Raw genomic sequence first — 18,825 nt, 5'->3', positions numbered from 1 at the left:
ATGCGTCAGTTGCTGCTGCTCGGCGCTGCCTGCGCCGCTCTCTCCGGCTGCACGACCCTCGGTCGTGACGGACGATCGGAAATCCCGGAGATGAGCTCGCTTGCGACCATCCCGCAGACGACCCAAACCCAAAACCTGCTAGCGTCGATCCCGCCGCCGCAGCGTCCGATCGCGGTCGCAGTATATGGGTTCGGCGACCAGACCGGCCAGTTCAAGCCGAGCGACAACGGCCAGACCCTGTCGCGGGCGGTGAGCCAGGGCGGCGGCGCGATCCTAGTCAAGGCGCTGCAGGATGCCGGCAACCGCCAGTGGTTCACCATCGTGGAACGGGAATCGCTGCGCAATCTCCTCAACGAGCGGCAGATCATCACCGAGATGCGCTCGCGCTACCTCGGCGAGAACGGGCCCAACCCACAGGCCTTGCCTTCGCTGCTGTTTGCCGGCGTCCTGCTCGAGGGCGGGGTGGTCAGCTACGACGTCAACACCGTCACCGGCGGTGTCGGCGCTTCCTTCCTCGGGATCGGCGGTCATACCGAATATCGGCAGGACACCGTCACTGTCTATCTGCGTGCGGTGTCGGTCCGGACGGGCGAAGTGCTGACCAGCGTCACGGCTTCGAAGACGATTGCCTCAAAGGCGATCAGCGCCAGCGCGTTCAAATATGTCGCCTTTAAGCAGTTGCTCGAGGCGGAAGCCGGGATCACCACCAACGAGCCCGGTCACCTCGCGTTGCAACAGGCGATTGAGAAGGCGGTCTACGAGATGGTTCTCGAGGGCGTCGACCTCAAGCTGTGGAATTTCGCCGATCCGCGCGCCGGCTGGCCAACGCTGTGGCGCTACCGGCAGGAGCGCGACGGGGTTTTTAGCGCGCGGGACGTCGCAACCGCGGTGGAACGGGATCGCCGGGCGACACCGATGAAGGTGCAGCCGGATCCGGTAAGGAACAAGGACGGAGGGAGCGCTCAGGGAGTGCACTGACCCATTCCGGGCATCCGGTTCGGCCGGGTGACCGAGTGGCTGGCGAAGGTCCGGCGACGCCAGCCGAAGCGACACCGGAGTCGGCGAGCGGAGTTGCAGCTCCGCTCGGCGTCGGACTGAATGCGCGCGCCGGAGTTGCAGCTCCGACGCGCGCGACATGGCTAGGCTCGGGGCCTGATCATGTCACCCCTTCGGGCGACATGATTATCTCCCCCACACGGAGGAAAGACAATCATGAAACGCGCAATTATGACGACCGTTTCCGCGCTCGCACTTTTCGCGGCCGCCCCGGCGATCGCTGCCGGGAACAACAGCTCGGCGGTCAACCAGAGCGGAACGATCAGTCTCGCCACGGTATCGCAGGATGGTGGAAACGCCGCCTCGTCGATCGATCAGAGCGGTCGTGCCGACAAGGCGATCGTCAACCAGAACGGATCAACGCTCGGCGTCAGCTCTGCCATTGTGCAGACCGGCAACGCCAACCTGGCGGATGTTACGCAGTCCGACGATGGTTCGGACGTTTACGGCCATGGTCGTCCGATCAACACCTCGGCGGTCCGCCAGGACGGAAATTCGAACAGCGCAACTGTCGTCCAGAAGACTTCGACCGCTCAGGCTCTGACGGAGTCGTCGGTGTATCAGGGCGGAAATTCCAACATCGCGTCGATCACTCAGGTCGACGATAACCAGCACTCGACGGTGGCTCAGACGAGCAGCAACAACACCGCCAGCGTCAAGCAGGGCGACAGCGCTCTCGCCGTCGGCGACAACTCCTGGGGGAACCACTCCGACGTCATTCAGTCCGGTGACGGTTCGCACACGGCGACCGTAAGCCAGACCGGCATCTACGGTTCGAGCCAGGTCGGCCAGAGTGGCTACATGAACTCGGCGACCGTGACGCAGCACGGCGGCCAGGCATCTTCGTCCAACGTATACCAAGCGGCGAAGAACGGTACGGTTACCGTCGATCAAAACGGCAATGGTCATTCGTCGAGTGCAACCCAGGTGATGGGTGCCGACAATGCCGACGCGACTGTCAAGCAGAACGGAAACAGTCAGGCCTCCAACATTCTACAGGCAGGAATGAATGTGAGCGCCTCTGTTACGCAGAGCGGCGCAGGCAATAATTCGTCGGTTACCCAGACTGCGTCCGGCACGAACAAGTATTCCAACTCGAATAGCACCTATGCTCAGGTGATGCAGAGCGGAACGGCCAACGCCTCGGCAGCTGTTCAGACCGGCCGCGACCAGTGGGCCTTTGTCGATCAGATTGGTTCGAATAACAGCTCGAACCTCACCCAGACGGGCTATTACCAGACCGCGCACGTTACGCAGACCGGTGGCGGGAACCGCTCCGACGTTCTGCAGTCCGGCGAGCATCATAACCTGATCGTCAACCAGTCGGGTGACATGAACACGTCGCATGTCTCGCAGGCGGGCTACGGGAACTACGGAAACGTCAGGCAGAGCGGCGACAACAATCTGTCGGATCTGACCCAGTCGGGGTCATACAACAGCGCCTATGTCGTGCAGGGCAGCAACGGGAACTCGTCTTCGATCAATCAGTCGGGCACCGCAAACTTGGCCACTGTGACACAGGGTCACTAAGAAGTGATGCAACAGCCGGCGCGCGGTTCTCCGCGCGCCGGTACTTTTGCGGAGGTGATCATGCGAGGACTGATGCCGGTTCGGTTTGCGCTTGTCCTTTCGATGGCGCTGGGCGCAGGCTCGGCGTTCGCCGACACCAATGCCGTGCCGCCTGGACAGCCCTGTTCCAAGAACAATGGCAATCCGTGCAATGGCAACAACGGCAACCTTGGATCTGTCGGTAATGCGCACGGGCACGCCCGCATCAGCAACGGTCCGTTGTCCATCGAGATGACCATGCCGTCCGTGGCCGGACGCACAGCCTATGTCGACCAGGTCGGCGATTCACAGGTTGTGACCATCGTTCAGGAAGCGCCGAACGCCACCGCGTCCGTGACCCAGTCGGGCACGCACAATGAGGCCGACGTGCGCCAAGCGGGCAGCGGAAACGCCGCCCTTACCGCGACTCAGGCCGGGAGCGGAAACTTCGCTCGACTGGCGCAGAGCGGCAGCGGCGACAATCTCCTTGTTCTAACTCAGTCGGGCGCGAACAACTGGGCCTTCGCAAGCCAGAACGCCACCGGCGTGCTGTTCAACGGCGCGAAGCTCAGCCAGAGTGGCAACGACAACGACCTGAGCCTTGCGCAGAACGGATCCGACAACCGGGCCGTCCTCACCCAGGAGGGCAGTGGCAACGGCATGACCGCCACCCAGAACGGAGACGGTAACCGCCTGATGTGGGCCCAGAAGGGGAACAATCTGGCTGACCTCAACGTCGTCCAGAGCGGTGGCTCGGTGACGCTTGGACAGCTGTCCATTATCCAGACCGGCGCCGGCCATTAGGAGCGGAACGATGCAGCGGCGGACCAGTCGTGGGACCATGCTCCGCTTGCTTGCCGCGATGGGCTGTGGCGGCTGGTGCAGTCTCGCGCTCGCGCAGAGCAGTGGGTTCGGCCAAGAGGCCCAGTCCGCGGGCCCCGCGCTGCCCCAGATCAGCGCTCCGGACGACCATGGCCTTGTGCCCCGGCAGGTGCCGTCCACTCGCCGTCCAACGGCGTCGGCCAGCCAGGTTGCGGACCATTTAGGACGTCGGCCGCAAGTCCCGCAACTCAGCAAGAGCGGTGGCCCCGCGCGTGATCCCGCGGCCTTGAGCAGCAGGAGTGACAGCCGCAACGTCGGGACCGAGCATGTGCCCGGCCGGGACCGCTGCGACGCGAACCAGCCCGCGCGGTCGCGGGCAGACATCGACTGCAATCGGCTGGTCAAGCAGGCCGCCACTCTTGTGCCGGCAGCACCTTCTCTGACGCCCGAGCAGCGACTCCTGCTGGGAGAACAGCAAGCTGACCTCGCGTTGGGCTACGATGCGGCAGCGCGGGCTCTTGCGGACAGTGGCCGCGCCGCGGACTCGCTGGCGGCGCAGGGGATTGCATCCGTCGTTCTCCAGCCGCCTGTTCCGCCCAAACCGGCTCCCGAGAAAAACGATGTGCTGGCGAGCGAGGCGGCGGCGATCGTCGATGCCGTCGCTAACGGCTTGGCCAATCCGAGGCCATGATGCGCCGAGCCTGTCAGGAGAGTAGCCGATGCCCCCTTATATCCTGATTTCGAGTCTTGCCGCGGCTCTCCTAGGGACAGTAGGCGGAGGTTCACCATCGTCTCCCATCGCGCCGGCACCGGTGAAGCTGATGGTCGAGCAGACGGGCGGCACCGCGCGCTTTCATGTCCTCGGGACCGGCGCCCGGGACTGTGTCGCGAGCTACGAATTGGAGGTGTGGAGCGGGACAGGGGGAGCAAACCGCTCGGTGCAGCGCGGGCAAGCGCATTTGGCAAAGGGCGGCGAGCCGCACCTGCTCGACGTTGCGCTCAGCGGAGCCGCGGCGAGCCGCTGGTCCGCCAAGCTCCACGTGCGAACTAGCGACGGAGAAAGTTACGACGTGACCCGCTCGTCTTCGTAGCGCCGGCTCCGCTACAATTCGATGGCGGGGTCCGCCGTTCTCAACTGACGATCTCGCTGTGCGCCGAACTCGCTAGACCTGTGGTTGTTCTGCCGGAACTTTCATGACGAGCGCCTTTTTCCGCGGTGTGATTTGCGCGCTACCGTACCTGCCGTTGTGCACCTTGCATGGGCTCGTTCCCATCAACCAGCTCTTCACGTAGGGCGAGTCGCGGGCCTGAGCGCAGGACCGAACAGGAGGCTGGACATGCGTTATGTGATTGTAACGGCGGCAACGGTCATGGTCCTCGCCGCACCGGCTGCGGCGCGCGACGGCCAACCCTATGTCGGGATCGAGGGCGGAGTTCTTTTTCCCCGCTCGTCCAACGTCAACGTGGACGCGGTCTATACCACCACCCAGACGCCGGCCAGCCCGGCCGCGCCGGCCGGGGCAGCTAGCACGACCTACACGGACGCGCTCAGGATCAAGTACAAGCGGGGCTACGACGTCGACGCGATCGCCGGCTATGACTTCGGCTTCTTCCGGCTCGAGGGCGAGCTCGGCTACAAGCGGTCGCGGGTGAAACGGTTCGACGTCGATCCCAACTTCATCACCGCGGTCAACACCGCGCTGAACCGTCCTTCCGCTGTGCCGGATCCGGGCGCGCCGGGGCTGGCGCCGCTCGTCGCCAGCAACTTCACCCTCGATGCCCGGACGCGGGTCTGGTCGGGGATGGTCAACGGCCTCGTCGACTTCGGCAACAACGACGGGCTGTCCTTCTACGCCGGCGGCGGCGCCGGCCGAGCCCGGGTCAAGTTCGCCAGCGCCAAGGACAATGCCTGGGCGTTCCAGCTTATCGCCGGCGCCCGCTACGCGCTCACCCGCAACGTGGATTTCGGCCTGAAGTACCGCTACTTCCAGACGGCCCGGCTGCACCTGCGCGAAAGCAACGCCGTGGCCCTGTCGGGCAATGCCAACCGCTTCGTGGTCGATCCGACCAATCCGACAATCGTCGACCAGACCACTAGCGCCGCGCTATTCACCAACCTCGACCAGCGCTTTCGCAGCCACTCGGTGATGGCCAGCCTAATCTTCAACTTCGGTGGCGCCGAAGCGGCACCGCCGCCGCCTCCGCCGCCGCCCCCTCCGCCGCCGCCTCCGCCACCCGCACCGGCGACGCAGACCTGTCCGGACGGGTCGACGATCGACGTGACGGCCGTGTGCCCGGCACCTCCGCCGCCACCGCCGCCTCCACCCCCGCCGCCCGCACCAGAGCGCGGCTGATCCGGCAACTTCGGGCTCGCGCTGCAGCGATGCAGTGCGAGCCTGTCAATGCAACGCGGTCGGACCGCCGCGAGCGCGGCCAAAGGGGCGGCTAGAGGCTCAGGTCCGTCGTCATGGACGAGGCGGACCGTAGCGTCTCGGCGCTCTTGCCGAACGGGCCGATCATGTCGGCGTAGAAGGCCTCGGCCGAGCCGTAGCAGCCGCCCGCCAGGCTCTCCAATCTCGCGCGATCGCGGATCATCAGCTTGCCCCGCCGGCAGCGCACCACTCCTTCACCTTCGATGACGTGCAGGCAGTCGGTGATGCTGGCGCGGCGGGTGCCGAGGTTCATCGCGATCTCGTCATGCTGCGCGAGGAGCTCGTCTCCGCCGGCACGATCGTGCCGCAACAGCATCCAGCGCGCGAGGCGCATTTCGATCCGGTGCGCGGCATAAGCCGCGATCGTCTCCGCCATCTGCATGCTGATCGACACGACGAAGCGGTTGAGCATGATCGCGATCGTCGGGTTGGCCGCAGCGATCTTGATCAGCACGCTGGCTTCGATCCGGTAGATCATCCCTTCGCGGCCCCGGATTACCAAGCCGAACGGGGCGTGCAGGGATCCGACCAGCGCCGGCCAGCCGACGATCCCCTCGCGTCCGATCAGCGCGACCTCAATCCCGTTGCGCTGTTCGAGCGAGATCAGCGGACCGTCTGACAAATAGACGTAGGAGCCGCCTGAGGCGGGCGGGACCAACCGGTCGCCGCGGGCACCGGAGATCGGGACGATGTGCGTGGCTAACGCCGCCCGGTCGCGGAGCGAGAAGCGACGAAAAAGGAGATTGGCAGAAGGAGTTTGCGGATCGACCAACTCGCTCCCGGACGCTGAACAATCGAACAAAAGCCACCTCCCTGAGGAAGATACGGGCCTACCTTGAAGTTGGATGCAGGGCCGACAAATCTTTGGTTAACAGCGGAACCAATCCCCGCCACTAACCTAGGATTGATGCGCGCGTACGGGGCCGTACCGGGCGCAAACAGGGCTTGGCAGACCCCCGAAAAGCTCGAAAAACCGGCTCAATCCCCGATGGTTAATAGGCGGAGGCGATCACATGGCCGACCAGGAAGTAATGCTCGAGGCGTTGGAATCTCGAGCCAAGCGGCGGGAGGATCGTCGAGCATTCGTCCGAACTCTTGGCGCCTATGCATTGGGCGGCGTTGCCGCCGCGGCATCGTTCAGCGGGCGGGCGGTCGCGCAGACCGTGTCCGACGCCGACATCCTCAACTTCGCGCTCAACCTCGAATATCTCGAGGCGCAGTTCTACACCTATGCGGTGACTGGCGCTGGGCTGCCCAACAGCAGCTTGTCCGGCACGGGAACACAGGGCGCAGTCACGCCGGGCAAGCAGGTGACCTTCACCGATCCGGTGGTTGCGCAATATGCCAAGGAGATTGCGCAGGATGAGGCGGCGCACGTCGCTTTCCTCCGCCGCGCGCTCGGAACCGCCGCGGTTGCCCAGCCGGCGATCGACATCGGCACCGATCCGAACGGCGCCTTCTCGACCGCTGCCCGGGCTGCCGGGCTGATCGGTGCGGGACAATCCTTCGATCCTTATGCCAGCGACGAGAATTTCCTGCTCGGCGCTTTCATCTTCGAGGATGTTGGCGTCACCGCTTACAAGGGCGCGGCGCCGTTGCTCGCCAACAAGACCTACACGGAGGCCGCTGCCGGCATCCTGGCGGTCGAGGCCTATCATGCGAGCCTGGTGCGCACGACCCTGTACCGCAAGGGCATTCAAACGCCCTCGCTGATCGATGCGACCGAGAAGATCTCGAACGCACGCGACACGCTCGACAATGCGACCGACGATGATCAGGGCATCGCCCCCATCGGCAACGCCAGCAACATCGTTCCGCTCGATGCCAATGGCCTCGCCTACGGCCGCACGACCGGCGACGTGCTCAACATCGTCTACCTGAACTCCGGCGCTGTCTCGAAGGGCGGCTTTTTCCCGAACGGCGTCAACGGCGCCATCACCATGAGCAGCGCAGGCTGAGCTCGAGTAGAAAGCGATTGTCATGAACCAGCATGAACTGATTGCGGAAGTCTTCGAGCGCCAGGCTCGCCGGCGGGAGGAGCGGCGAGCGTTCCTCAAGTTCGCCGGTGCCTCCGCCGCCGCGGTGGCCGGAACCGCAGCGCTCAGCGGGTGCGGCGGGGGCGGCGGAAGCGGCTTCGGCACCACCAACGACGTCAATACCGCGCCGCCGCAGTCGGGTCTCTCCGACGGCGATATCCTGAATTTTGCGCTCAATCTCGAATACCTCGAGGCACAGTTCTACAGCTTCGCGGCGACGGGCGCGGGGCTCCCGGCGAACCTGCTGACGGGGACCGGAACCCAGGGCGCGGTGACCGGCGGACGAGGGGTGACCTTTACCGACCCCGTTGTGCGCCAATATGCGAACGAGATCGCCGGCGATGAGAGGGCGCACGTGGCGTTCCTCCGCTCGGCGCTCGGCTCGGTGGCGGTGGCGCAGCCGGCGATCGACATCGGGACCGATCCCAACGGTGCCTTCTCGAGCGCAGCTCGCGCGGCCGGGCTGATCGGTGCCGGCCAGTCGTTCGACCCTTATGCCAGCGACGAGAACTTCCTGCTCGGGGCGTTCATCTTCGAGGACGTCGGCGTGACCGCCTACAAGGGCGCATCGCCGCTCCTCCAGAGCTCGACCTTCCTCTCGGCGGCAGCGGGGATCCTGGCGGCGGAAGCCTATCATGCCGGGCTCGTCCGCACGGTGCTCTATGCCAAGGGCATCGCCGCGCCGACGCTGATCGACGCGACCGAGAAGATCTCGGCCGCCCGGGACACGCTCGACAATGCGGTCGACGACGACCAAGGCGTGCGCGGATCGAACGGTGCGTCGAACATCGTTCCGACCGATGCCGACGGGATCGCCTACAGCCGCTCGACCGGCGATGTTCTCAACATCGTCTATCTGACGGCGGCGACGGCCACCAAGGGCGGTTTCTTTCCGAACGGGGTCAACGGGACGATCAACGCGAGCACGTCGGGCTGACCGGCCCGGCGAGCGCTCGCCGATCTCCTGCGTGCGAGGGTGCGATGGGACGGCTGCGGGGAACAACTGCAACGATGCTGCCAGCGCTGGCCGCCCTGGCGGCCGCCGTCCTGTCGATCGCAACGCCAGCCGCGGCAACGGTCTACGAGATCGCTGCCGACGGCTCGCTTCACCAGCGCGTCGGTGGTCAGTCAGTGGCGGAGACCGACGCCGCGGCGGGCGAGGACGTGTCCGAACTCGCCCCAGTCTTTCCGGCCGCGGCGATGACCCTGGTCGCGGAGCCGGTCGTGCCGGCGACTTATCGTGCCTCGCTGCACAGCGCGGCGGATCGCTATTCCGTCAGCCCCTCGCTGCTCGCCGCGCTGACCCGGCAGGAGAGCGGCTGGCGGGCGACGGCGATCTCGCCGCGCGGGGCGATCGGGCTGACCCAGCTGATGCCGGCGACGGCAAGGGCGCTGGCGGTCGACGCGCGCGATCCTGCCGCCAATCTCGACGGCGGCGCCCGCTATCTCCGGCAGATGCTGGACCGCTTCGATGGCGACGTGGAGCGTGCGCTGGCGGCATACAATTCGGGTCCGGGCCGGGTGATCCGCGCCGCCGGAATACCCGCCATTGCCGAGACCCGCGCCTACGTCTCGACGATCATCGACCGGCTCGGCGAGCCGATCGATCTTGCAGGAAGGAACGACCGATGAAGAAACTCGCCGCGCTCGGGCTGGGTCTGCTGATGATGCCGGGTGCCGCCCTGGCGCAGGCGACCGGAGCGGATCCGCAGGGCTCCGGGCCGATCGTCGCGGCGCTCGGTTGGCTTCAGGGCACGCTGCTCGGCAATGTCGCGACAGCGGTCGCGGTCATCGCGGTCGCGATGGTCGGTTTCATGATGCTGACCGGGCGGCTAAACTGGCGGTTCGGCGCGACGGTGATCGTCGGCTGCTTCGTGCTGTTCGGCTCGGCCGCCATCGTCTCGGGCATCCAGGCCACCTCGATGGTAGCGCGGTAGATGCTCGCGCGCTCGCCCGTGTTCCGAGCGCTCACCCGGCCGCAGATGTTCGCCGGGGTGACGTACAGCTATTTCGTGCTGAACGCGGCGATCACCACCGAGGCATTCCTTATCAGCCGCAGCTTCCTTGCGCTGCCCGTGGCGCTGGTCGTGCATGGCGCCGGCTATCTCGCCTGCCTGCGCGAGCCGCGCATCTTCGACCTGTGGATGACCAAGGTGCGCCGCTGCCCGCGGGTTCCGAACTGGAAGCATTGGGGATGCAACAGCTACGCGCCATGACCGGCAAGACCTCCCTCACGAAATGGGGCGGCGCCGCCGCCTGGGGCCGGAAGGAGAGCCGGGCCGGCGACCGTCTCCCCTATGCGCGGCACCTCGACAGCCGCACGCTGCTGCTCCGCGACGGTTCGCTGATGCGGATGATCCGGGTGCCCGGACTGCCGTTCGAGACCGACGAGAGCATGGTGCTCGACCATCATCTCGGCGTCCGCGAGACGATGCTCCGCAGCGTGCTCGACGCCCGCTTCGTCCTCTATCATCACGTCATCCGTCGGCAGGTCACGATCGCGCTGACCGACACGTCGGACGATCCTTTCGCGCGGCTGGTCAACGAGCGCTGGCAGGAGCGGCTCGACGAGCGCCGGCTGTTCGTCAACGAGCAGGTGGTCACGCTGGTCCGGCGTCCCCCGCGCGGAAAAACCGGGTGGCTGGAGAAGTGGCAGCGCCGTTCGGCCCGCTCCGAGCAGGACCATTCGCGGGCTCTGCGCGAACTGGATGCCGCGGCGACCTCGATGGGGGTCGCGCTGGAAGCCTATGGTGCCCGCCAGCTCGGCACCTACGAACGCGGGCAGGCGCTGTGCTCGGAGCCGCTCGAGATTCTTTCCGCGATCTACAATGGCGAGCTTCGTCCGGCGATGCTGCCCGAGGGTGGCGTCGATCTCGGCCAGCACCTGCCATACAGCCGGGTGAGCTTCGGGCTCGACGCGCTGGAGACGCGCAATCCGGCCAGCCGCAGCTTCGGCGCTATGCTGTCGGTCAAGGAATATCCGGATGCCACGCGCGCCGGACTGATCGACAATCTTCTGCGGCTGCCAAACGAGCTGGTGCTGACCGAGAGCTTCGCTCCGACCGACCGGCAGATCGCGCGCGAGCGCATCGACCTCGCCATCCGTCGGCTCCGCTCCGCAGATGAAGAGGCGGGCGCCGAGCGCGGCGAGATGCTCGCGGCGCGGGACGCGCTCGGCGCGGGCCAGACCGGGTTCGGCGATCATCATTTGTCGCTGCTGGTGCGGGCAGAGACGCTCGAGAGCCTGGACCCGGCGATCGCCCAGGCGGCAGCGGCGCTCAGCGACATCGGGGCGGTCGCGGTGCGCGAGGACATCAATCTCGAGCCCTGCTTCTGGGGCCAGTTCCCCGGGAACGAGGACTACGTCGTCCGCCGCGCGCTGATCTCCACCGCCAATGCCGCGGGGTTCCTCTCGCTGCACGGCTTGCCGATGGGGCGCGCCAGCGGAAATCATTGGGGCGAAGCTGTCACGGTGCTCGAGACGACCGCCTCGACGCCCTATTTCTTCAACTTCCACGAGGGCGACCTCGGCCACTTCACGGTGATCGGGCCGTCGGGGTCGGGCAAGACGGTGGTCCTGAACTTTCTCGCCAGCCAGGCGCAGCGGTTCAACCCGCGCACGGTATTGTTCGACAAGGACCGTGGTTCGGAGATCTTCATCCGCGCTGCCGGCGGCCGCTACAGCCGGCTGCTCCCGGGCGAACCTAGCGGGCTCAACCCGCTGCAGCTCCCCGATAGCCCGGTTAACCGGTCGTTCTTGCGCGACTGGCTCGGCGTCCTGCTCGAAGCGAACGGGCCCGAGGAGGAGGCGGTTATCGCCAGCGCGGTCGACGCCTGCTTCGATGCCGACCCGGCCTTCCGCCGGTTGCGCTATTTCCGCGAGCTGCTGGGCGGCGCCCGGCGCCCGCAGCCCGGCGACCTAGCCTCGCGGCTCGACCCGTGGGTCGGCGGCGAGCATGGCTGGCTGTTCGACAATGCCGAGGACCGGCTCGACCTCGATGCGGTGACGGTCGGCTTCGACATGACGGCGCTGCTCGACAACCCGCGCCTGCGCACGCCGGCGATGATGTACCTGTTCCATCGGGTCGACGAGCGGCTCGACGGCAGCCCGGCGATGATCCTCATCGACGAGGGCTGGAAGGCGCTCGACGATCCCGTCTTCGCGGCGCGTATTCGCGACTGGCTTAAGACGCTGCGCAAGCGCAACGCGATCGTCGGCTTCGCCACCCAGTCGGCGCGCGACGCGCTGGAGAGCCAGATCGCGGCGGCGCTGGTCGAACAGACCGCGACCATGATCTTCACCCCCAACGCCAAGGCTCGCGAGGAGGATTATTGCCGCGGTTTCGGTCTGTCCGAACATGAGCTCGAGCTGATCCGTGCGCTCCCGGCGCACAGCCGCTGCTTCCTCGTCCGGCACGCCAATCATTCGGTAGTCGTGCGGCTCGACCTCTCGGGGCTTCCCGACCTGCTCGCCGTCCTGTCCGGGCGCGAGACCAGCGTCCGGCTGCTCGACAAGCTGCGCGCCGAGCTCGGCGATGCGCCGGCGCAATGGTTCGTGCGGTTCGCCGGGCGGGCGCTGCCCGGCAGCGACGAGCCCTGGGTCGAGGCGGCGGAATGAGCGCCTGTCCCACCGTTGCCGCGTCGGGTTCGCTGGCCGCGGCCCTCCGTTCGCTCGACTGCCAGACGGGAGAAGCGACCTCGGCCGCGTTCGGGCGGCTGTTCGGGGCGAACGGGCATCTGGTCGGCGCGCTGACGATCCTCCTGACCATCTATGTCGCGCTGTTCGCGATCGGGCTGCTGACCGGGCGGTCGCGGCTCGGCATCGCCTCCTTCCTTCCGCGGATGACGACCCTCGGTCTGGTCCTGACCTTCACCACGTCGTGGGTCGCCTACCAGAACGTCGTCTGGACCTTAGCGGTCGGCGCTCCGGACGAGATCGCCAGTGTCGTCTCGGGCTCGCAGGGATCCGCCACCACCGCCTTCGCCGATCGCCTCGACACGCTGTTCACGGCGGTCGCCGACAGCGCCGACCGGGCAAGCAAGCCGGCTCCGCCCACCGCCACTGGGATCACACCGGCGACCCCGATGGTCGGCGGGTTCACCGCCTCCACCGTGCTCTGGCTGGCGGCGCTGATGCTGCTGCTAGGGTCGGTCGGCGTGCTGGTGACCGCCAAGATCGCGCTCGCGGCCATGCTCGCGCTGGGGCCCATCTTCATCGTCATGGCGATGTTCGCCGGCACCCGCGGCCTGTTCGAGGGATGGCTGAAGGCGGTGGTGCTGATGGCCGTCGTGCCGCTGTTCGCCGTGCTGATCGGCGGCGGGGCAATCGGTGCGCTGCAGCCGATCGCGCGCGACATCGCCATGTCCGGCGGTGAGCCGTCGGGCCGCGCGGTCGGAACCCTGTTCCTCGGCTCGGCCGTGTTCGTGTCGCTGATGGTCATGGCGATCAAAATGGCGAGCACGATCGTCACTGGCTGGCGGCTCCCCTGGGGCCGGGACCAATCCACGCGCGACGGCGAGCAGCGGAGTAGCGAGCGGCAGATCGGAGCGACCGCCTCCGCAATCGCGGCCCCGGTATCGGGCGGAGTCGTTACCGTACTTCCGCGCGACGAGCGGATCGCGGGGATCGTCTCGGCCTTCCCGACCGCGCCCGCGGCTAGCAGTGGCCCGGTTCACGGCGGGGGGCAGTACCAGCGTAGGCCACCGGTCGTTCCGATCGCTGCCCCGGTTTCGGCGCTACCGTCGCGAAGCGACCCGCGCTCCGCGGACGTCGGGCGGCGCTTCGGCCCGGCGGTCGATCATCGTGTCAAGGAGAGGATCGCATGAGCTGGCGCCAACTCGCGCTGGGGGCTCTCGCGCTCGCCGCAACAGGGGCGGGAAGCGCCGCGCTGGCCGATCCGCGCGTCGCCGAGCGCGTCTATCGTCCCAGCGAGATCACCGTCCTGCGCGGCGGACCGGGGATCGAGTCGACCATCGCCTTCGCGCCCGACGAGCGGGTCGAGAACATCGCGGTCGGCGACTCGGTGGCGTGGCAGGTCACCCCGAACAAGCGCGCCAATCTCATCTTCGTGAAGCCGACCAGCAGCCGGGCACGGACCAACATGACGGTTGTCACCGACCAGCGCACCTATCTGTTCGACCTGGTGAGCGGCGCCGCGGGCGGGGCGGTGTACATGATGCGGTTCAGCTATCCCGACGGGCTCAAACCGGCGGCGAAACCATCGTCGACGCCGATCGCGGCGGCGGAGGTGGCGAGCGTTACGGCGCCCGCACCGCAGCCCGATCCCACGCTGCTCAATTTTGCCTGGGCCAGCAAGGGCGAGAAGCGGCTGCTTCCGGCCAGCCTGTTCGACGATGGCCGGTCGACCTTCCTGCGGTGGGAGCAGGGCGATGCGCTGCCCGCCATTCTCGCGCGCGGGACCAACGGGGTGGAAGGGCCGGTCAACTACACGGTCAAAGGCGATTACATCGTTGTCGACGGGGTGCCGGCACAGCTGGTGCTTCGGAGCGGCAAGCATTTCGCGACCCTGACGCCTGCGCCTCGTCGCCCGCTACCTCCGACCACGACGGCATCGGCCGAACCGGTCCGATCCCATGATGCCGAGGCAAAGCCATGAGCGACTATCGCGAACCATCGTCGTCGACGCTGATCCTCCATCCGCTTCGAGACTTCGACCCGCGTGAGACGATGGATGGCGGCGCGCTGATCGAGGCCAACCGCAACGCCTATCCGCTGGTCGCCGCCAACCGTCCCAAGCGCGATTCCTTCGGGCTGCTTGCCGGCGGCGGTATCGCGGTCACGCTGGGTTTGCTGACCTTCCTGTCGATGAGCGGCCACCGCGCGGCGCCGGTCAGCCGACCGGCCGCGGTGGCGCCGCTGCCCCCGCCGTCTGTTGCGCCGGCACCGTCCGTTGCGCTCGTCCCCGTCACGGCGCAGCCGGCGCCGGGCGGGCTGATCCTCCCGCATACCCAGCCATGGGGCCAGATCGTGCCCGCACCCGTTGCCGGCGCCGGCGAGCGGGTGCGCGCGCCGCTGATGGTCTACGACAGCAGCGGGGTGCCGCTGCCCGACACCGCCGGCGCCGGCGGATCCCCGCTGCCGGCGGTTCCGCCAGGCTTCGGCTCCGCACCGCGGCGCAGCGCCGCCGGCGGTGAGCTGACCGGCGACGAGCGGTTCGCCGACCGGATGGGCGTCGGCTCGGAGCAGGTGGCGGTCGCCGAGCAGCTCAGCAATCCCGCCTCGACCGTGGCGCAGGGGACGCTGATCGGCGCGGTGCTTGAGACCGGCATCAACACCGACCTGCCGGGCTATGTCCGCGCACTGGTAAGCCGCGACGTGCGGTCGTTCGACGGGTCGCAGGTTCTCATCCCGCGCTCGTCGCGGCTGATTGGCCAGTACAAGTCGGGGCTCGCCGCGGGCCAGACCCGCGCCTACGTCATCTGGACCCGCCTGATCCGTCCCGACGGGGTCTCGGTCGCGCTCGACTCCCCGGCGGTGGACGACGCCGGGACGGCGGGGCTCGCGGGGAAGGTCAACTCGCACTTCATGAAGCGGTTCGGCTCCGCGCTGCTGCTGTCGGTGATCGGTGGACTGAGCACCATGGGCTCGGGCGGGGCGAGCGTGATCGTCGGTGGCGGCGGGCAGAGCGCCGCGTCCGTGGCGGCGGGCCAGAACGGCTCGATCGCACCGACGATCCGCGTCGCTCAGGGCGAGCCGATCCGGATCTTCACCGCCAAGGACCTCGATTTCTCCTCGGTGCCCCGGCTGGTCGCGGCGCGATGAGCGCCAGCCTCCGGGCGATCGACGACTCGGTCTTCCTCCAGTCCTACCTGGAGCCGTTCCGCCCGTGGCTGGAGCAGGAGGACGTCACCGAGATCCTCGTCAATCGTCCGGGCGAGCTGTGGATCGAGGCCTCGGGCGGTGCCGGTCTGCAGCGGATCGCGCTGCCAAAGGTCGACGATCGTCACATCGGTCGGCTCGCCGAGCAGATCGCCCGGGTCAGCCACCAGGGCATCAACCGGCAGGAACCGCTACTCGCCGCGACCCTGCCCGACGGGGCGCGGGTGCAGTTCGTCGCGCCGTCCGCGACCCGCGACCATTGGGCGATGGCGATTCGCCGCCACCGGGTCATCGACCTGCCGCTGTCCGATTACGACCATGGGCCCCTGAGCCTGGGCCAGTCCGAACGCGCCCCCGATCCCATTGTCGAGCCGATCGAGTTCCTCCGCCACGCGGTCCGCTCGCGCAAGACGATCATCGTCAGCGGCGGCACCTCGACCGGCAAGACCACCTTCCTCAACTCGCTACTTCGCGAAGTGCCCGAACAGGAGCGGATCATCCTCGTCGAGGACACGCCCGAGATCCGCCTCCGCTCGGCCAACGGGCTCGGGCTGGTGGCGGTCAAGGGCGACACGGGCGAGGCGCGGGTCACGGTCGAGGACCTGTTGCAGGCGGCGCTTCGACTCCGCCCCGACCGGATCGTCCTCGGCGAGCTGCGCGGCCGCGAGGCCGTCAGCTTCCTCCGCGCGATCAACACCGGCCATCCGGGCTCCCTCACGAGCATCCACGCCAACAGCCCATCGGGCGCACTGGAGCAGCTGGCGCTGATGGTCATGCAGGCCGGCCTCGGCCTCAGCCGCGCCGACACGATCGCCTATGCCCGGCTGATGATCGACGTGGTCGTGCAACTCGAGCGAGTCCAGGGCCAGCGCCGCATCGCCGCGATCCAGGTGCTGGATGACGGCCCGGGCACGCACCCCGATCCGGCCGGAGCCGCTCGCGTGAGTTGATATTTCAGGCACGATCGCGATCTGACCGGCAGACCGGAGGTTGCTTTCATGCGCGTATTCCTGACCGGTGCGACCGGGTTCATCGGCTCGCACATCATCCCCGAACTTCGTGCCCGTGGTCATGAGGTGCTGGGGCTCACCCGCTCCGAGGCGGGTGCCCGTCGGCTCGAGGCTGCTGGAGCGCAGGTGCACCGGGGCGATCTCGAACAACCGGAAACGCTCGCCAGCGGTGCGGCTGCCGCCGATGCGGTGATCCACTGCGCCTTCGATCACAATTTCGAGACCTTCTCCGAGAATACCAGGAAGGACGAGCGCAACATCGCCGCGATGGGAGCGGCGCTGGAGGGGTCGCAGAAGCCCATCCTGATCACCTCTGGCGTCGGCATTGGGACGCCGCTCGACGGCGGCCTGGCACGGGAAGATGTGCTCAACCCCCGACACGCCAACCCTCGCATTGCGACCGAACTCGCCGGTGCAACGCTGCTGGCGCGCCGGATCGATGTCCGCACCGTCCGCCTCCCGCAGGTCCATGACACCAGCAAGGCAGGGCTGATCACGCCGTTGATCGCCGAGGCGCGACGAGCCGGGGCGGTAGCCTATGTCGGCGAGGGGCAGACCCGCTGGTCCGCCGCGCACGTCAGCGAAGTTGCCAAGGTTTATGTTCTGGCGCTGGAGAGGGGCGAGCCCGGAGCGCGCTACCATGCATCTGTGGAGGACGGCGTGACGGCGCGGGCAATTGCCGAGGCGATCGGCAGCAGTTCGGGACTGCCGGTCCGTTCGATCAAGGCCGACGAGGTCGAGCGCTACTTCGGCTGGATGGCGGCCTTCGCGACGCTCGACATGGCAGCCTCCAGCGCCTGGACGTGCGAACGGCTGGGCTGGGAGCCGAAAGGCCCGGACCTGCTCAGCGATCTGGCGGGAATGGACTATTCGGAGCCGGGCACTTCCTCATCGCATGGCGAGTGACTCACCGCGGATCGGTGTGACCGGCCATCGACCTGTAGCGTCGTCTCGCTCAGGTGCCCGGCGGCAAATTTAAGACCGGTGACGGGATCGTCGACGGCAGTGTTCGCCCGAATCAAGTGAAACGCACGGGCAGCATCGCGGACCAGCGGGACGTAAACGCCTTCGCTGATCTCGAACGGATGCGACCGCCTAGTCCCCACGCACAAACGGTAGCACCCCGGTTCGTTGAACCTGGAGAAGTCACCGGTACGAACGTGCTCCCCGGTGGTGACCGTCAGGTCACATAGGGCGGTACGAAGCGGAGCCTCAAACACGCGACGGCCGCTGAGAGTCTCTACCACGAAAGATGCATTCAACGGGTCACGCGTATCGGTAGCCAGCACGAAATGCTTTGTTGAAGCTGGACGAAAGCCGAGTTGGTTCAAGCGTGGTGTCGATGGATGGGCAGGCTTTGTCGCGCAGGCTGCAGGCAGGACCGAACAGGACAACGCGGCGACCGCCGATTTGAGTGCGGTTCGGCGGGTCAGCCCTGCGATCATGATCCGCCTCAACTCCGGTCGATCGCTAACGTACGAGCATGCGCGGTTCCGGGCAAACAGCCGGAGAGCCATTTTCCCAATTCAAGCTGCACCCGTTGAAAGACGCAAGCCAGCTCGGCCGGGTAACCCCGGCCGAGCCCCTCGAGAAGCTTACTGATACTCGGGGAAGGTGACATCCATCGCCGGTCTCCTCGGTTACGCGTCGCCAAGCCGGCGACCCGACCAGCAACCCGCATCGGCCGGTGCGGTCCAGCCGGCTGGTCTCACCTGTGTCGAACCGGTGCACAGCCCAGAGGGACGGGAAACTTTCTAGCGGACGGCAATCGAAGGCAGATGGGTGAGCGCCTCATAGTGTCGGGCCATCGTCAGGTGAGCCAGGCGAGCTTGCGGATGGACCGCCTTCACCGCCGCCGTGACTTCCTGAGTGGCCCGGGCGACGTAGTAGGGGCGGTCTGCGTGGCGGACCTCCTCGGCCAGCCGCTCGAACTCACGCGCGATGCGGTGGAGCATGGCCTTGTCGGCTTCGCCGCCGACCTCCTCGGCAAAGCGGCGGCAGTCCTCTGCATCGTCGGAATAACTATGCTTTGCCATCGGAAAGCCTCGAGCAAGCTGATGAAGATACTCGATTATTCCCGC

Annotated in this window: 20 protein-coding genes; 17 read left to right on the top strand and 3 right to left on the bottom strand. The window is 67.1% G+C overall.

The genetic code is table 11. The features are described from left to right. The 6 genes from HMF7854_RS12190 (at position 1) to HMF7854_RS16185 (ending at position 5,780) form a co-directional block, all read left to right on the top strand. Positions 1-978, top strand: a complete 978-nt coding sequence (locus tag HMF7854_RS12190; protein ID WP_126719342.1) for a CsgG/HfaB family protein — start codon at positions 1-3, stop codon at positions 976-978. 234 nt (positions 979-1,212) lie between these two features. Next, positions 1,213-2,586 carry a hypothetical protein gene (locus HMF7854_RS12185; protein ID WP_126719341.1) on the top strand — a complete coding sequence of 458 codons (1,374 nt, stop codon included), beginning with the start codon at positions 1,213-1,215 and terminating at the stop codon, positions 2,584-2,586. Between the two features lie 102 nt (positions 2,587-2,688). After that, positions 2,689-3,408 (top strand): hypothetical protein, encoded by a 720-nt coding sequence (locus HMF7854_RS12180; RefSeq protein ID WP_185829269.1) that lies wholly within the window; start codon positions 2,689-2,691, stop codon positions 3,406-3,408. A gap of 10 nt (positions 3,409-3,418) precedes the next feature. Further along, positions 3,419-4,117 (top strand): hypothetical protein, encoded by a 699-nt coding sequence (locus HMF7854_RS15830; RefSeq protein ID WP_126719339.1) that lies wholly within the window; start codon positions 3,419-3,421, stop codon positions 4,115-4,117. Between the two features lie 130 nt (positions 4,118-4,247). Continuing rightward, the gene (gene csgH / locus HMF7854_RS12170) at positions 4,248-4,517 is read left to right on the top strand and encodes a curli-like amyloid fiber formation chaperone CsgH (RefSeq protein WP_275402021.1); all 270 of its coding nucleotides are present in this window, start codon (positions 4,248-4,250) and stop codon (positions 4,515-4,517) included. Positions 4,518-4,763: 246 nt separating this feature from the next. After that, positions 4,764-5,780 (top strand): outer membrane protein, encoded by a 1,017-nt coding sequence (locus HMF7854_RS16185; RefSeq protein ID WP_126719337.1) that lies wholly within the window; start codon positions 4,764-4,766, stop codon positions 5,778-5,780. Between the two features lie 91 nt (positions 5,781-5,871). Here the strand turns inward: HMF7854_RS16185 and HMF7854_RS12160 are convergent, their stop codons facing one another. Beyond that, positions 5,872-6,630, bottom strand: a complete 759-nt coding sequence (locus tag HMF7854_RS12160) for a Crp/Fnr family transcriptional regulator (RefSeq protein WP_126719336.1) — start codon at positions 6,628-6,630, stop codon at positions 5,872-5,874. A gap of 241 nt (positions 6,631-6,871) precedes the next feature. On the opposite strand from HMF7854_RS12160, the gene HMF7854_RS12155 reads away from it, so the two are divergent. From HMF7854_RS12155 to HMF7854_RS12105, 11 genes are all read left to right on the top strand, one after another. Next, positions 6,872-7,816 carry a ferritin-like domain-containing protein gene (locus HMF7854_RS12155; RefSeq protein ID WP_126719335.1) on the top strand — a complete coding sequence of 315 codons (945 nt, stop codon included), beginning with the start codon at positions 6,872-6,874 and terminating at the stop codon, positions 7,814-7,816. Positions 7,817-7,838: 22 nt separating this feature from the next. Beyond that, on the top strand, positions 7,839-8,831 hold the full coding sequence (locus HMF7854_RS12150) for a ferritin-like domain-containing protein (RefSeq protein ID WP_126719334.1): 993 nt from the start codon (positions 7,839-7,841) through the stop codon (positions 8,829-8,831). Positions 8,832-8,905: 74 nt separating this feature from the next. Continuing rightward, on the top strand, positions 8,906-9,526 hold the full coding sequence (locus HMF7854_RS12145) for a lytic transglycosylase domain-containing protein (RefSeq protein ID WP_126719333.1): 621 nt from the start codon (positions 8,906-8,908) through the stop codon (positions 9,524-9,526). Continuing rightward, a complete protein-coding gene (locus HMF7854_RS12140; protein WP_126719332.1) occupies positions 9,523-9,831 on the top strand; it encodes a TrbC/VirB2 family protein in 309 nt (102 codons plus the stop codon). The genes HMF7854_RS12145 and HMF7854_RS12140 overlap by 4 nt, the downstream gene beginning before the upstream one ends. Next, positions 9,832-10,110, top strand: coding sequence for a VirB3 family type IV secretion system protein (locus HMF7854_RS12135; RefSeq protein WP_126719331.1), 279 nt, complete (start codon positions 9,832-9,834; stop codon positions 10,108-10,110). It abuts the gene before it with no gap. After that, a complete protein-coding gene (locus HMF7854_RS12130; protein WP_126719330.1) occupies positions 10,107-12,512 on the top strand; it encodes a VirB4 family type IV secretion/conjugal transfer ATPase in 2,406 nt (801 codons plus the stop codon). Before HMF7854_RS12135 ends, HMF7854_RS12130 begins: the two co-directional genes overlap by 4 nt. Beyond that, positions 12,509-13,720 (top strand): TrbL/VirB6 family protein, encoded by a 1,212-nt coding sequence (locus HMF7854_RS12125; RefSeq protein ID WP_185829268.1) that lies wholly within the window; start codon positions 12,509-12,511, stop codon positions 13,718-13,720. Before HMF7854_RS12130 ends, HMF7854_RS12125 begins: the two co-directional genes overlap by 4 nt. Next, on the top strand, positions 13,717-14,511 hold the full coding sequence (locus tag HMF7854_RS12120) for a TrbG/VirB9 family P-type conjugative transfer protein (RefSeq protein WP_126719328.1): 795 nt from the start codon (positions 13,717-13,719) through the stop codon (positions 14,509-14,511). Before HMF7854_RS12125 ends, HMF7854_RS12120 begins: the two co-directional genes overlap by 4 nt. Further along, positions 14,508-15,677, top strand: coding sequence for a TraB/TrbI/VirB10 family type IV secretion system protein (locus HMF7854_RS12115; RefSeq protein WP_126719327.1), 1,170 nt, complete (start codon positions 14,508-14,510; stop codon positions 15,675-15,677). The genes HMF7854_RS12120 and HMF7854_RS12115 overlap by 4 nt, the downstream gene beginning before the upstream one ends. Beyond that, positions 15,674-16,684 (top strand): P-type DNA transfer ATPase VirB11, encoded by a 1,011-nt coding sequence (gene virB11 / locus HMF7854_RS12110; RefSeq protein ID WP_126719326.1) that lies wholly within the window; start codon positions 15,674-15,676, stop codon positions 16,682-16,684. Before HMF7854_RS12115 ends, virB11 begins: the two co-directional genes overlap by 4 nt. A gap of 48 nt (positions 16,685-16,732) precedes the next feature. After that, entirely contained in the window at positions 16,733-17,650 is a 918-nt protein-coding gene (locus HMF7854_RS12105) for an SDR family oxidoreductase (protein ID WP_126719325.1), read from the top strand. Here the strand turns inward: HMF7854_RS12105 and HMF7854_RS16295 are convergent. Then, positions 17,611-18,189 carry a cellulase N-terminal Ig-like domain-containing protein gene (locus HMF7854_RS16295; protein ID WP_185829267.1) on the bottom strand — a complete coding sequence of 193 codons (579 nt, stop codon included), beginning with the start codon at positions 18,187-18,189 and terminating at the stop codon, positions 17,611-17,613. The genes HMF7854_RS12105 and HMF7854_RS16295 overlap by 40 nt on opposite strands. Before the next feature lie 309 nt (positions 18,190-18,498). Beyond that, the gene (locus HMF7854_RS12095) at positions 18,499-18,780 is read right to left on the bottom strand and encodes a hypothetical protein (protein WP_126719323.1); all 282 of its coding nucleotides are present in this window, start codon (positions 18,778-18,780) and stop codon (positions 18,499-18,501) included. Between the last annotated feature and the right edge of the window lie 45 nt (positions 18,781-18,825).

This window comes from Sphingomonas ginkgonis (assembly GCF_003970925.1).
Classification (GTDB): domain Bacteria; phylum Pseudomonadota; class Alphaproteobacteria; order Sphingomonadales; family Sphingomonadaceae; genus Sphingomicrobium; species Sphingomicrobium ginkgonis.
The sequence above is the reverse complement of the archived record's forward strand: the minus strand, read 5'-3'. Positions and strand labels throughout refer to the sequence as shown.

Coding starts and splice junctions, on each gene's coding strand:
- HMF7854_RS12190 (WP_126719342.1), top strand. CDS start 1: ATGCGTCAGTTGCTGCTGCTCGGCGCTGCCTGCGCCGCTCTCTCCGGC.
- HMF7854_RS12180 (WP_185829269.1), top strand. CDS start 2,689: ATGGCGCTGGGCGCAGGCTCGGCGTTCGCCGACACCAATGCCGTGCCG.
- HMF7854_RS12185 (WP_126719341.1), top strand. CDS start 1,213: ATGAAACGCGCAATTATGACGACCGTTTCCGCGCTCGCACTTTTCGCG.
- HMF7854_RS12150 (WP_126719334.1), top strand. CDS start 7,839: ATGAACCAGCATGAACTGATTGCGGAAGTCTTCGAGCGCCAGGCTCGC.
- HMF7854_RS12140 (WP_126719332.1), top strand. CDS start 9,523: ATGAAGAAACTCGCCGCGCTCGGGCTGGGTCTGCTGATGATGCCGGGT.
- HMF7854_RS12105 (WP_126719325.1), top strand. CDS start 16,733: ATGCGCGTATTCCTGACCGGTGCGACCGGGTTCATCGGCTCGCACATC.
- HMF7854_RS12135 (WP_126719331.1), top strand. CDS start 9,832: ATGCTCGCGCGCTCGCCCGTGTTCCGAGCGCTCACCCGGCCGCAGATG.
- HMF7854_RS12155 (WP_126719335.1), top strand. CDS start 6,872: ATGGCCGACCAGGAAGTAATGCTCGAGGCGTTGGAATCTCGAGCCAAG.
- HMF7854_RS12125 (WP_185829268.1), top strand. CDS start 12,509: ATGAGCGCCTGTCCCACCGTTGCCGCGTCGGGTTCGCTGGCCGCGGCC.
- HMF7854_RS16185 (WP_126719337.1), top strand. CDS start 4,764: ATGCGTTATGTGATTGTAACGGCGGCAACGGTCATGGTCCTCGCCGCA.
- HMF7854_RS16295 (WP_185829267.1), bottom strand. CDS start 18,189: ATGATCGCAGGGCTGACCCGCCGAACCGCACTCAAATCGGCGGTCGCC.
- HMF7854_RS12095 (WP_126719323.1), bottom strand. CDS start 18,780: ATGGCAAAGCATAGTTATTCCGACGATGCAGAGGACTGCCGCCGCTTT.
- HMF7854_RS12130 (WP_126719330.1), top strand. CDS start 10,107: ATGACCGGCAAGACCTCCCTCACGAAATGGGGCGGCGCCGCCGCCTGG.
- csgH (WP_275402021.1), top strand. CDS start 4,248: ATGGTCGAGCAGACGGGCGGCACCGCGCGCTTTCATGTCCTCGGGACC.
- HMF7854_RS12115 (WP_126719327.1), top strand. CDS start 14,508: ATGAGCGACTATCGCGAACCATCGTCGTCGACGCTGATCCTCCATCCG.
- HMF7854_RS12120 (WP_126719328.1), top strand. CDS start 13,717: ATGAGCTGGCGCCAACTCGCGCTGGGGGCTCTCGCGCTCGCCGCAACA.
- virB11 (WP_126719326.1), top strand. CDS start 15,674: ATGAGCGCCAGCCTCCGGGCGATCGACGACTCGGTCTTCCTCCAGTCC.
- HMF7854_RS15830 (WP_126719339.1), top strand. CDS start 3,419: ATGCAGCGGCGGACCAGTCGTGGGACCATGCTCCGCTTGCTTGCCGCG.
- HMF7854_RS12145 (WP_126719333.1), top strand. CDS start 8,906: ATGCTGCCAGCGCTGGCCGCCCTGGCGGCCGCCGTCCTGTCGATCGCA.